General features: G+C 64.9%; 10 protein-coding genes and 1 riboswitch. Of the genes, 5 read left to right on the forward strand and 5 right to left on the reverse strand.

The annotated features are described in order from the left end of the window. Positions 1-2: 2 nt before the first annotated feature. From cobG to FJ970_RS15945, 5 genes are all read right to left on the reverse strand, one after another. Positions 3-1,349 (reverse strand): precorrin-3B synthase, encoded by a 1,347-nt coding sequence (cobG, locus tag FJ970_RS15925; RefSeq protein WP_140758039.1) that lies wholly within the window; start codon positions 1,347-1,349, stop codon positions 3-5. After that, on the reverse strand, positions 1,346-4,873 hold the full coding sequence (locus FJ970_RS15930; RefSeq protein WP_227791800.1) for a cobaltochelatase subunit CobN: 3,528 nt from the start codon (positions 4,871-4,873) through the stop codon (positions 1,346-1,348). The genes cobG and FJ970_RS15930 overlap by 4 nt, the downstream gene beginning before the upstream one ends. Positions 4,874-4,891: 18 nt before the next feature. Beyond that, positions 4,892-5,929, reverse strand: a complete 1,038-nt coding sequence (gene cobW / locus FJ970_RS15935) for a cobalamin biosynthesis protein CobW (RefSeq protein WP_140758037.1) — start codon at positions 5,927-5,929, stop codon at positions 4,892-4,894. Position 5,930: 1 nt separating this feature from the next. Further along, positions 5,931-6,359, reverse strand: a complete 429-nt coding sequence (locus tag FJ970_RS15940) for a DUF1636 family protein (RefSeq protein ID WP_140758036.1) — start codon at positions 6,357-6,359, stop codon at positions 5,931-5,933. A 37-nt stretch (positions 6,360-6,396) separates the two neighbouring features. Beyond that, positions 6,397-6,604, reverse strand: a riboswitch (cobalamin riboswitch). 29 nt (positions 6,605-6,633) lie between these two features. Beyond that, positions 6,634-7,833: a winged helix-turn-helix domain-containing protein gene (locus FJ970_RS15945; RefSeq protein WP_140758035.1), complete on the reverse strand. Its 1,200-nt coding sequence runs from the start codon at positions 7,831-7,833 to the stop codon at positions 6,634-6,636. Between the two features lie 332 nt (positions 7,834-8,165). Between FJ970_RS15945 and FJ970_RS15950 the strand changes: the two genes are divergently transcribed. Genes FJ970_RS15950 through FJ970_RS15970 form a run of 5 tightly spaced genes read left to right on the forward strand, consistent with a single transcriptional unit; the run spans position 8,166 to position 12,194 of the window. Further along, the gene (locus FJ970_RS15950) at positions 8,166-8,531 is read left to right on the forward strand and encodes an NADH-quinone oxidoreductase subunit A (protein ID WP_010910112.1); all 366 of its coding nucleotides are present in this window, start codon (positions 8,166-8,168) and stop codon (positions 8,529-8,531) included. Next, complete coding sequence (locus FJ970_RS15955; protein ID WP_013894808.1) at positions 8,522-9,103, forward strand: NuoB/complex I 20 kDa subunit family protein; 582 nt, start codon at positions 8,522-8,524, stop codon at positions 9,101-9,103. The genes FJ970_RS15950 and FJ970_RS15955 overlap by 10 nt, the downstream gene beginning before the upstream one ends. A gap of 4 nt (positions 9,104-9,107) precedes the next feature. Beyond that, on the forward strand, positions 9,108-9,713 hold the full coding sequence (locus FJ970_RS15960) for an NADH-quinone oxidoreductase subunit C (protein WP_140758034.1): 606 nt from the start codon (positions 9,108-9,110) through the stop codon (positions 9,711-9,713). Positions 9,714-9,722: 9 nt separating this feature from the next. Further along, positions 9,723-10,913, forward strand: coding sequence for an NADH-quinone oxidoreductase subunit D (locus FJ970_RS15965; protein ID WP_140758033.1), 1,191 nt, complete (start codon positions 9,723-9,725; stop codon positions 10,911-10,913). After that, positions 10,914-12,194: an NADH-quinone oxidoreductase subunit E gene (locus FJ970_RS15970; RefSeq protein ID WP_140758032.1), complete on the forward strand. Its 1,281-nt coding sequence runs from the start codon at positions 10,914-10,916 to the stop codon at positions 12,192-12,194. It begins immediately after the preceding gene. The last annotated feature ends 1 nt before the right edge of the window (position 12,195 follow it).

Raw genomic sequence — 12,195 nt, forward strand, 5'->3', positions numbered from 1 at the left:
GCTCATTCCTGTTTGTAGGTCTCGGCGATGCCGGCCGTGCCCAGCCTTGTCAGGCAAGCGGCGGCGGCTTCGCCTTGAAATCGTGCGCTGTGGATCATCGCCGCGACGCGGCTGATGCCGCGCGCGGCGTCATAGCCCGGCCTGTAGCCGGCAGGAAGAGCCTTTGCCGTCGCGTTCACGACAAGTCCGGCTCCGTTTTCGTCGCCGACAATTGTGAGTGCTGCCGGGCCCGGATGTGCGCAGCCTTTTGCGCAGCCGGAAATGTGCAGGGTGAAGTCGAGGGTGTCGGCGTTTTCGGCGGCGATCGCCTCGGCGATGTCACGGGTCGCGATCCGGCCGGACGCGCAGGCCGGCGCGCCGGGGCAAGCCGCGATGCGCGTGCGGGGGTCGGTGGCGGAGGTGACGAAGCCGAGGGTCGTGGCGGTTTGCTGTAGAGGCTGACTGGTGTCCGCCGGCTGACCTAGGAACAGCAGGGCGCGGCCGGGGGCGAGGCGGATTTCGGTGGTGTCGAAGGCGAGGGCGCTTTGCGCGAGGCCGATGATTTTGTCCGCCGGCATGCTGCCGTAGGGGAGGCCGATGCCGAGGGCGTGGCCGTTGTTCAGGTTGAAGAGGCCGATCGCCAGGCGACTATGCTCTACGGCGCCCCCCTCTGTCCTGCCGGACAGGACAGAGGGGGGCGCCGTAGAGTGCCAGCTTGCAAGAGACGCCAATTGCCGCCCCGACAAATCCCGTGTGTGCGCCTCGCGGCCTTTCTCGGCAACCATCCGCAGCGCCGCGACGGCAATGTCGCGCGCCGCATCTTCATCCGCGACAGTGAGCGACCTCGCGGTCTGCCCATCACCCGCGACGGACACAAGCCAACGGCTGGCTATATCGGACCGCACCACTTTCAACCTGACATCGGCCGCCACGCCGTCCAGCGTCAGTTGCCCGCCGCCGTCGACGATCACCGCAACCTTCGGCCCCAACCTTGTTGCTAGCCCGGCTTCTTCAACGGCCATCCGAATGCGCCCAGCCATTAGCCTCGGATCGGCGATCTCCTGCGGGTCAATGCCGGCCAGCGGGCCGGTCTCGATCGGCACCCCGGTGCGCACCGCGATTCCCAATGCATCCACCTCCGCCGCCAGCAAGGCAGCGCTTTCCGCCGTCAGGCCGCGTATCTGCAGGCTGCCGCGCGCCGTCACCTCCATGATGCCGTTACCGTGCCGCAGGGCGGATTCGGCCAGCTCGATCAAGAGCTTCGGCGATAAGCCTTCAGTGACCGGATTAAGCCGCACCAGCAGGCCGTCGCCTGTCTGCATCGGCGCCGACAAGGCAGGGCAGGCGCCACGGCGCGAGAAGGCGTTCATGCCGCGACCCCGAGCGCGTTGGCCTCGACAATCAGTGCGGCGAGATCGTCGTCGATGGAATTGCGCAAGGGATGCCAGAGACCACGCCGGCGCGCCGATAGGAAACGCTCGGCGATGACTTTGGCGGCGGCGGGATTTTCGCGCAGGATGAAGGCGCGGACTTCCGCATCGCCGAGATAGGCATCATGCACCGCCTCGATCAGCGCGCCTGAAATGGCATGGGTGGTCTCGGCGAAGCCGACCAGCCGATCGACCGTCTCGGCGAATTCGGAGGCGCCGCGCGGACCGTGGCGCATCTGCCCTGATATGAAGCGGGCGTTGACGGCACGGGCGCGCACCACGCGCGACACCGCCTCGCCAACCGATCGCGATTTCGGCTTTTGCGGATCCGTGGTGTCGAGCACGATGACGTCGGCGTTCCTGCCGAGTGTGGCCAAGGCGGCCGAAAAGCCGCCGATGAAGGCGACGTCGGCCGAGCCTTCGAGAATGTCGCGGCCAGGGTCGTCGCCAGTGTGGACGAGAAGATCGGCCTCGGCGATGCGGCCTTCAAACGCTCCGGGTGCCGAGACGCCTTCGCCGCCGGCACCGCCGTAGGCATGCGAAGTGGCGTCGAGATAGGCGCGGCCGATCTCTTCGCGCGCCGCCCAGTCGCCGCTGGACAAAATCTCCTCGACGCCGGCGCCGTAAGTGCCGGGCGAGGTGCCGAAGATGCGCGGGCTGACCTTGCCGTCGGCGCGGGTCCTGGCGGCGAGCGGATTTTCCGAATCGTCCTCGTCGCGCGCGGCAACGGCTTTGGCTGCGGCGTCGATCAGTGCGATCTGGGTCGGGAACATGTCGCGGAACAGGCCTGATATGCGCCAGGTGACGTCGACGCGCGGGCGGCCGAGCGTAGCCGGCGGCAGCACCTCGATGCCGGTGATGCGGCCGGTGGCAGCATCCCATTGCGGCCGGCAGCCCATCAGCGCCAGGCCTTGCGCAATCTCCTCGCCGCCGGTACGCAGCGAGGCCGAGCCCCAGAGATCGATGACCAAGGAGCGGGGCCAGTCGCCATGCGATTGCATGTAGCCGCGCACCACTTCCTCGGCAGCCACCTTGCCGAGATCATAGGCGGTCGGCGTCGGCATGGTGCGCGGGTCCGAGGTGAACAGGTTACGGCCTGTCGGCAGCACGTCGGAGCGGCCGCGCGCGGGCGCGCCGGCCGGGCCAGCCTTGACGTGGCGGCCATCGAGCGCGGCGAGCAGCCCGGCCTTCTCGGCTTCCGCGCTTTGCCGGCGCATGGGGTCCGGCTCGTCGCCTGGGACGCGGCCGTAGACATGCAGCCCATCCTTGATGGCGAAATCCTTGAGGTCGCAGAGCCAGGCGTCGATGCGGCGCAGCGCTTCATCGGGCGCGTCGGTCGCGGCGACGCCGGCTTCGGAGGCGAGACCGGTCTTTTGCGCGGTTTCGACAATCAACCTGGCGAGACGGTCGCGGCGGCGGCGGTCGAGGCCGTCGGCCTGGGCATATTCGTCGACCAGCCGCTCGAGCTTGTGCTGGCCCTCGTCCAGTCCGGCGCCTGTCAGCGGCGGCGGCAGATGACCAAGCGTGACCGCGGCAATGCGTCGTTTGGCCTGCGCCGCTTCGCCGGGGTTGGAGACGATGAAGGGATAGATGACGGGCAGGCAGCCGGTCACGATCTCGGGAAAACAGGCTTGCGAGAGCGCCACCGTCTTGCCGGGCAGCCATTCCAGCGTGCCGTGGGCGCCGACATGGATCAAGGCATGGACGCCGAGCGATCTGCGCAGCCATAGGCCGAAGGCGATCAAAGCGTGGCGCGGAGGCAGCGTCGGATCGTGGTAGTCGGCGCGGCGGTCGGCGGAACGGCCGCGGTCGGGAGCGAGGGCCACGGTGATGTTGCCGAAATGCGCGGCGCGGAAGGGGAAGCTTGCGGCGGCTGGCGCTTGAGCGCCCCCCTCTGTCCTGCCGGACATCTCCCCCACGAGGGGGGAGATTGGCAGCTTCACCGCTGGCGCCCGTTCTGTAGCCTTGGAAATTGGCGAAAGCGGAGGTGCGGGCAAAATCTCCCCCCATGTGGGGGAGATGTCCGGCAGGACAGAGGGGGGCGCCTCGCGAAAGTCTGTCCCATCTTCCGCTCTGCCCCAGGCAGCCTCTACCGCAGCCATTGCCGCTGTCGGTAACTCCGTCGAAAAGGAGTGATAGTCGTCCAGCCTCAGCCCATTGTCACCGCGTTTCAGCAAATCCAGCAATTCACGCGGTGTTTGTGGAATCCCCTCAACGGCGTAGCCCTGTTCCCTCAAGTCGTGCAGCATGGCGATCACGCTGGACGGCACATCCAGCCCGACCGCATAGCCGGTGCGGCCGGGGGCGCTGGGATAATCGGGAATGAGGATCGCCAGCTTGCGTTCGGCGCGCGGGGTCTCTTGCAAACGGATGAAGGCCGCTACGCGCTTAGCCACTTGCTCCACACGATCCGCTTGCGGCTGGTTGGCCAACGCACGGTGGCCCAGCGCCGGGTCGACATCACTCTCGCCCTTGAAGGAAATGGCGCCGGCAAGGATGCGGCCATCGAGTTCGGGCAGCACGACATGCATGGCAAGGTCGGCGGGTGCCAGCCCGCGCTGGTTGTTTTCCCAGACGTCGCGGCGTGTGGTGGCGACGATGACCTGGAAGACAGGCACGCCGGCGCGGTCGAACAGGGTTTCCACGCCGGGCTCGGCGCCGGACGCGAAAGCGGTCGCGGCGATGATGGCGGCCGGTCTCAGCGATGCGATGGCACTTTCGGCGAACGCCAGGGAAACCGGATCCTTGAGACTGGAAACGAAGATCGGGACCGGTGCCAGTCCCTGGGAGCGCAACGCCTCGGCCAGCGCATCGATCGGGGCGACATCGGCCGCGAGCAGCATCGATCGATAGAAGAGAATAGGGACAATGGGAGCGCCGACATTTGAAAGGTCCGGCTTCTCCACGACCCCCAATCCAGACTGATAGTAGCCGGCCTTCGGCACGCTGACCGGACTGGCGACTGATGTATCCTGTCCGGCCAAGCCCGCCAGCCTGTGCACCAGCGCGTTCATATTGGCCGGGCCGCCCTCGCGGAAATAGCCGAGCAGGCCGTCGAGTTCGGCGCGGGGCAGCGTCGAGGCTTCGATCAGCCTGAGATCCTCGTCATGGCTTTCACCGGGAAGCAGCGCCAGTCTTATGCCGCGTTCGCGGGCAATTGCCGCCAGTTGGTCGCAGCCATAGCGCCACCAGTCGTAACCGCCGAGGATACGCACCAGGACGACCTTGGCGTGGCGGGCGACGCTGTCGACCCAGAGGTCGACCGACATGGGATGGCGCAGGTCGCGCAGTGCCGCCAGCCGCATCGAGGGCAGGCGATCGGCGTCGGCCTTCCATGCCGCCGCCAGCCCGGCGAGGTCGCTGTCGGTGAAGGATAGAGCCACGATATCCGCCGGCGTCTGCCTGAGATCGACAGGCTCGGCGAGATCGTCGAGCGAGGCGGAGGTCGTGGTGAGGATGTGCATCGCGCCCGTGCCCGAAAATCAGCCGGCGAGTATGCGTTCGATCGCCGGCCGGTTCAGCCCCTTGAGGCCGATGACGACCAGGCGCGAACGACGGTCGTCCCCGGCGGTCCAGGCGCGGTCATAGTAGTGATTGACGCGCGGGCCGACGGCCTGCAGCAGGAGCCGCATCGGCTTGCCGCCGACCTCGACGAAGCCTTTCACCCGCAACACGTTCTCCTGTTCGGCGGCCGCGGCGACGCGCTTTGCCAGCTCGTCGGGATTGGCGATCGAGGGAATGTCGACGATGAACGTGTCGAAGTCGTCATGCTCGTGGTCGAATGCGCCGTCGTGATGGGATTTGCGGTTCTCGATATCGTCCTCGACGGCGAGCCCGAGGCCGAGCAGCACCGAGGGATCGACCTTGCCATGAGACGTCGGCACGATCTTCACGGCGCGGGCGGCGTGTTTGCCGATGATGCTGTTAGCGCGGGCCGAGCCGTCGGCGTCCATCAGGTCGCTCTTCGACAGGATGATCAGATCGGCGCAGGCGATCTGGTCCTCGAACACTTCCTCGACCGGATCATCATGGTCGAGGCTTTCATCCCCGGCGCGCTGCGCCCGCAGGGCTTCCATGTCGTTGGCAACCCGGCCTTCGGCAAGTGCGGGACCGTCGACCACGGCGATGACGCCATCGACGGTCACGCGGCTCTTCACCGACGGCCACTGGAAAGCCTGGACCAGCGGCTTGGGCAGAGCGAGGCCCGAGGTTTCGATCAGGATATGGTCGACCTTCGGCGTCAGGGACAGGATCTGGTCGAGCGCCGGCACGAAATCGTCGGCGACGGTGCAGCAGATGCAGCCATTGGCCAGTTCGACGATGTTTTCCTCGGGGCAGGTGTCGATGCCGCAGCCCTTGAGGATTTCGCCGTCGATGCCGATGTCGCCGAACTCGTTGACGATGATGGCAATCCGTTTGCCGCCGGCGTTTTCCAGGAGATGGCGGACAAGGGTCGTCTTGCCGGCGCCGAGGAAGCCGGTGACGACGGTGCAGGGAACGCGGGAAACGGATGCGGTCATATCAGTCTTTCAGCATGTCGAGGGGAGGGATGCGGGCAACGAGGCCGCGTTTGAGGCTATCGGGCCTGCCCCGCCAGGGAATGAGGCCGTCGCTGGAGGTGGCGAAGAGTTTCGCGCCGGTGACGAGATCGGCACCGCTGGTCGGGGTCAGATCGCCAAACACATAGCTCCAGCATCCGTCGCGCAGGATTGCGGCGCTCAGCCGGCGCTTGCAATTGCCGAGGCATTCGACGGTGCGGATGCGGATGTTGTCGCCCGAGGCGGCTTGGCGCGTATCTTCAGCCAAAAGTTCGCCGGCCCGGGGATGAGCATCGGAGCCGGTCTCGTCGCGACAGGAGGCGCAGACGATGACAGTGATGCCGGCCAGGGAATCATCCCCGCCGGACGAAATGTCCGTTGTTTCAGCCGAAAAACTGCTGTCGCGATCCAAATCAGGCTCCTTGCCCGGAAAACCCGCCGGGCGATCGGATTCTTGCATTCCAGACGGCAGGTCTCCTGGCTCGCGGGTCATCGCCTTGGGTAGCCGCCTTCCCGGGACAATCCCAGTGGCTTTCGGCCTTGGCTCTTCGCTCACAGTTGCGGGGACAGCCGCGGATTTGGGATTTTCAATCCCGCACCGCATTCCCTCTTGGCCCCTCCCTTTGCCGAGAGGAGACCGTCTGGATTGGATTTAGGCTCTTGCGGGCAGCGGTGTCAACGCGAGCTTACGACACCGCGATGTCGGACAGCGCCGGGCCTAGATCGCCGGCGGGCGTCACTTCGATGCGTTCGAGGCCAAGCCAGCCCTGCATCTGCTTCAATTCCTCGGAGAGCTGAGCGGTGGTTTCGGGCGGTGCGCCGGGCTCGGCGTAAGCGGCATGGACACGCAGGACACTTGCCGGCCGGTCAGCTTTGAGGTCGACGCGCGCCACGATCCTGTCGCCGAGCAGGAAGGGCAGGACGTAGTAGCCATATTGGCGCTTGTCGGCGGGAGTGTAGATCTCGATGCGGTAGCGGAAATCGAACAGCCGCTCGCTGCGCGAGCGCTCGAAGACGACCGGATCGAACGGCGCCAGCAGGGCGCGGGCGTCGATCTTGCGTGGCAAGCGCGCGTCCCTATGAAGGTATGCCGGCTTGTCCCAGCCCTCGACCCGCACCGGTAGCAACTCGCCGGTCTCGACCAGTTCCTCCAGGCGGCCTTTCATGTCGGCGGGGGAGAGTCGAAAATAATCGCGCAGGTCGCCTGATGTCGCCACGCCATGGGCGCGGGCGGAGATGCGCAGCAATTCGCGATGCGCATCCTCGGCGGCTGGTACTGGCAGGTCGAGGATCGCCTGCGGCAGCACGCGCTCCGGCAAGTCGTAGAAGCGCTCGAAGCCGCGCCGGTGCGCCGTGGTGATGCGCCCGGCCCAGAACAGCCATTCGAAGGCGTGCTTGGCGTGGCTCCAGCCCCACCAGCCGCCGGAGCCTTTCTGGCCTTCCAGCGCGGAAGCGGCGATCGGCCCGCGTTCCACGACTTCGCGGTAGATCTCTTCTATATAGGCGGCGTGCTCACGGCCCCATTTGGCCAGCCCCAGATACATTTCATCGCCTTGCTCGGCGCGCCGCATGCGCCAGCGCATCAGCGGGTAGGTCTCGACCGGCAGGAATGAGGCCTCATGCGCCCAGTATTCGAACACAGTGCGCTTGCGGGTCACGGCGGCGTTGTCGAGCAAAGCGACGGGATAGGGGCCAAGACGCGAATAGAGGGGCATGTAATGGGCGCGAACCACCGCACTGACGGAATCGATCTGCAGCAGGCCGGTGCGAGACAGAACGCGGGCGAAGTGGCGGCGGTCGGGCGTGCCGGCGGGGCGGGGATCGAGAAATCCCTGAGCGGCGAGCGCGATGCGCCGGGCGGCGGCAAGCGAGATCTTTTCCTTCATGCGGATGCGTCTCTGGTGGACCTGTCTGGCGTTGCGGGGGGTGATTCCTGTCCATGCTAGCAGGGTTTTGGCGGCAACCTTGTCAGGAGAGAAAAGTGGAGTAAAAGACGAAGGAAATCAAACAGGAGCATATGGGACCAGTTTCTCCCGGATTGCCGTCCAGCTCGGTGTTTTGAACAAGGTTTGACTTGCTTCGCTGGAAGTGCTGCGCTAACCCTCGCCGCGTTGCAGCATAGGCTCCTTAAAACGGTTCAGCGGTTAATCTGTCACGCTTCCGCAATAAGGTCCGGTGCTGTAATCAACGTGGATTGGCGCCAACGGAAAGCCGCTGCATGAACGCACTCCTCAGTTCGTACCTGCCCATCGTCCTGTTTATCGGCGTGGCGCTGGTGGTCGGTCTGGCGCTGCTCGCGGCGCCGTTCCTGGTAGCCTACCGCAACCCGGATCCCGAGAAGCTGTCCGCCTATGAATGCGGATTCAACTCGTTCGACGACGCCCGCATGAAGTTCGACATCCGTTTCTACCTGGTGTCGATCCTGTTCATCATCTTCGATCTCGAAGTGGCCTTCCTGTTTCCCTGGGCGGTGTCTTTCTCGAAGATCGGCATGCTCGGTTTCTGGTCGATGATGGTGTTTTTGGCGGTGCTGACAATCGGCTTTGCCTATGAATGGAAAAAAGGAGCGCTGGAATGGGATTGAACGACAGTTCAGGCACCCTCGTCGCGCCGAAGCCCAAGGGTATCATCGATCCCAACACCGGCAAGCCGGTGGGGCAGGACGATCCCTTCTTCCTCGAAATCAACAATGAGCTTGCCGACAAGGGTTTTCTGGTCACCTCGACCGAGGCGCTGATCACCTGGGCGCGCAGCGGCTCGCTGATGTTCATGACCTTCGGCCTTGCGTGCTGCGCCGTCGAGATGATCCACACCTCGATGCCGCGCTACGATTCGGAGCGGTTCGGCGTCGCGCCGCGCGCGTCCCCGCGCCAGTCAGACATCATGATCGTGGCCGGCACGCTGACCAACAAGATGGCGCCGGCACTGCGCAAGGTCTACGACCAGATGCCGGAGCCCCGCTACGTCATCTCGATGGGCTCCTGCGCCAATGGCGGCGGCTATTATCATTATTCCTATTCGGTGGTGCGTGGCTGCGACCGCGTCGTGCCCGTCGACATCTATGTGCCCGGCTGCCCGCCGAGCGCCGAAGCCCTGCTCTACGGCATTCTTCTCCTGCAGAAGAAGATCCGCCGCACCGGCACGATCGAACGGTAAATCAATGGCCGCATCCCTTAGCGAACTGTCGACCTATCTCGGCGAGAAGCTGCCTGGCCGCTTCGGCGATGCGGTGCTCGCCTATGGCGAGCTCACCGTCCAGGTCGAGCCGGGCGATCTGGTCGAAGTGATGACTTTCCTGCGCGACGATGCGCGCTGCCAGTTCATATCGATCATCGATGTCTGCGGCGCCGACTATCCGTCGCGGGCCAAGCGCTTCGACGTCGTCTATCACCTGTTGTCGCCGAAACAGAATGTGCGCATCCGCGTCAAGGTGCAGGCCGACGAGGAGACGATGGTGCCGTCGATCACCGGCATCTATCCCGGCGCCGACTGGTTCGAGCGCGAGACCTACGATCTCTATGGCGTGCTGTTTTCGGGTCATCCGGACCTGCGCCGCCTGCTGACCGACTACGGTTTCGAAGGCCATCCGCTGCGCAAGGATTTCCCGCTGACCGGTTTCGTCGAAGTGCGCTACGACGACGAAGCCAAGCGCGTCATTTACGAGCCTGTGGAACTGAAGCAGGAATTCAGGAACTTTGACTTTTTGAGCCCGTGGGAGGGAACCGACTACGTTCTCCCCGGGGACGAAAAAGCCAAGACGAATTGAGGCGCCAGAATGGCTGAAACCTCCGTCCGCAACTTCAACATCAATTTCGGCCCGCAGCATCCTGCCGCGCATGGCGTTTTGCGCCTTGTTCTGGAGCTCGACGGCGAAGTCGTCGACCGCGTCGATCCGCATATCGGCCTGCTGCATCGCGGTACGGAAAAGCTGATCGAGGCAAAGACCTATCTGCAGGCGGTGCCTTATCTCGATCGGCTCGACTATTGCGCGCCGATGAACCAGGAGCACGCCTTCGCGCTCGCCGCCGAGCGCCTGCTAGGCATCGAGGTGCCGAGGCGCGGCCAGCTGATCCGCGTGCTCTATTGCGAGATCGGCCGCATCATGTCGCACATCCTCAATGTGACGACGCAGGCGATGGACGTCGGCGCGCTGACGCCGCCGCTGTGGGGCTTCGTCGAGCGCGAAAAGCTGATGGTGTTCTATGAGCGCGCCTCGGGCTCGCGCATGCATGCGGCCTATTTCCGGCCCGGCGGTGTCCACCAGGATCTGCCGCGGCAGCTGGTCGAGGACATCGGCAAATGGATCGACCCGTTCCTGAAATCGCTCGACGATCTCGACAAGCTGCTCACCGGCAACCGTATCTTCAAGCAGCGCAATGTCGATATCGGTATCGTTTCGCTGGCCGACGCCTGGGCCTGGGGCTTTTCGGGCGTCATGGTGCGCGGCTCGGGTTCGCCGTGGGATCTGCGCAAGTCGCAGCCTTATGAGTGCTATTCGGAAATGGATTTCGACATCCCGATCGGCAAGAACGGCGACTGCTTCGACCGTTATCTCTTGCGCATGGAAGAAATGCGCCAGTCGGCACGGATCATGCGCCAGTGCGTCGACCTGCTGCTCGGCAAGGAAAGCACCGGCCCGGTGTCGAACCTCGACGGCAAGGTGGTGCCACCCAAGCGCGCGGCGATGAAGCGCTCGATGGAAGCGCTGATACATCACTTCAAGCTTTATACCGAAGGCTACCGCGTGCCGGCCGGCGAGGTCTATGCGGCGGTCGAGGCGCCGAAGGGGGAGTTCGGCGTCTATCTGGTCTCGGACGGCACCAACAAGCCCTACCGCTGCAAGCTGCGCGCCCCCGGTTTTGCGCATCTGCAAGCCATGGATTTCCTGTGCCGCGGCCACATGCTGGCCGACGTCACCGCCGTTCTCGGCTCCCTCGACATCGTGTTTGGTGAGGTCGATCGCTAAATGTCAGTCCGCCGTCTCGCAGAAGCCAGCGTCCAGCCAGCCTCCTTCGCCTTCAACAAGGCGAACGCGGCGGCTGCCAAGCAATGGATCAAGAAGTACCCGAAGGGCCGCGAGCAGTCGGCGATCATTCCCTTGCTGATGATTGCGCAGGAGCAGGAAGGCTGGGTCACCAAGGCGGCGATCGAGACCATCTCCGACATGCTCGGCATGCCGCGTATTCGGGGGCTCGAGGTCGCGACATTCTACACGCAGTACCAGTTGAATCCTGTTGGTACCCGTGCGCACATCCAGGTTTGCGGCACCACGCCTTGCATGCTGCGCGGCTCGGAAGCGCTGATGGATGTGTGCCGCTCGAAAATCCATCACGACCAGTTCCATACCAACGACAAGGGCACCTTGTCGTGGGAGGAGGTCGAGTGCCTCGGCGCCTGCGTCAACGCACCGATGGTCATGGTGTTCAAGGATACGTTCGAGGATCTGACACCCGAGCGTCTGGCCGAAATCATCGATCTCTATGACTCCGGCAAGGGCGCTTCGGTGACGCCGGGACCGCAGAACGGCCGCACCGGCTCGGAGCCGGCCTCCGGTTTGACGACGCTGAAGAGCGAAAAGGCGATCCTCAAGTCGACCCGCGACCGGGAAGCCCGGGAAGCAGCCAAGGCCGCCAAGGCGGCGCCCGACGCGATCATCGCCGCGCCGGTGCCGGCACCGGCTGCCGGCCCTGTCGCGCCGTCCAACGCCAGCAAGCCGAAAACCGATACGCCCGAGACCAGCCCGGTGTTGAAGACGCCTTCAAAGGCCAAGGTGGCGCCGGCGACGGAGAAGGCGGCGAGCGTTGCTGCGCCGCTGCATTCGGCCGCCAATGCCAACAAGGCAGCGCCGGAAGTCGAGAAGGTCTCCAAGCAGCGCAGTGGACCGACGGTCAGGGCCGAACCGGCATCGGCATTCAAGGCGCCGGAAGCCAAGGTGCGAGCCGCAAAGCCGGCAAAGCCGTCGCTGGAGGACAAGAATCGCCCAGCCGGTATCGACAGGCCGGCCGCGGTCGACGATCTCAAGCTGATCTCCGGGGTCGGCCCGAAGATCGAGGGTATCCTGCACACGCTAGGCATCTTCACCTTCGCACAGGTCGCGTCGTGGAAGAAGGCCGAACGCGAGTGGGTCGACGGCTATCTCTCATTCCAGGGCCGCATCGACCGCGACGACTGGGTCCGCCAAGCCAAGGCGCTCGCCAAGGGCGGCGTCGCCGAATACATCCGCGTCTTCGGCAAGAAGCCGGTCTGAG

It is taken from the genome of Mesorhizobium sp. B2-1-8, from assembly GCF_006442545.2.
Taxonomy (GTDB): Bacteria; Pseudomonadota; Alphaproteobacteria; order Rhizobiales; family Rhizobiaceae; genus Mesorhizobium.

Bases quoted from the DNA above. Each gene is read 5' to 3' on its own strand.
- cobG (WP_140758039.1), bottom strand. From the start codon at position 1,349: ATGAACGCCTTCTCGCGCCGTGGCGCCTGCCCTGCCTTGTCGGCGCCG.
- FJ970_RS15930 (WP_227791800.1), bottom strand. From the start codon at position 4,873: ATGCACATCCTCACCACGACCTCCGCCTCGCTCGACGATCTCGCCGAG.
- cobW (WP_140758037.1), bottom strand. From the start codon at position 5,929: ATGACCGCATCCGTTTCCCGCGTTCCCTGCACCGTCGTCACCGGCTTC.
- FJ970_RS15945 (WP_140758035.1), bottom strand. From the start codon at position 7,833: ATGAAGGAAAAGATCTCGCTTGCCGCCGCCCGGCGCATCGCGCTCGCC.
- FJ970_RS15950 (WP_010910112.1), top strand. From the start codon at position 8,166: ATGAACGCACTCCTCAGTTCGTACCTGCCCATCGTCCTGTTTATCGGC.
- FJ970_RS15955 (WP_013894808.1), top strand. From the start codon at position 8,522: ATGGGATTGAACGACAGTTCAGGCACCCTCGTCGCGCCGAAGCCCAAG.
- FJ970_RS15960 (WP_140758034.1), top strand. From the start codon at position 9,108: ATGGCCGCATCCCTTAGCGAACTGTCGACCTATCTCGGCGAGAAGCTG.
- FJ970_RS15965 (WP_140758033.1), top strand. From the start codon at position 9,723: ATGGCTGAAACCTCCGTCCGCAACTTCAACATCAATTTCGGCCCGCAG.
- FJ970_RS15970 (WP_140758032.1), top strand. From the start codon at position 10,914: ATGTCAGTCCGCCGTCTCGCAGAAGCCAGCGTCCAGCCAGCCTCCTTC.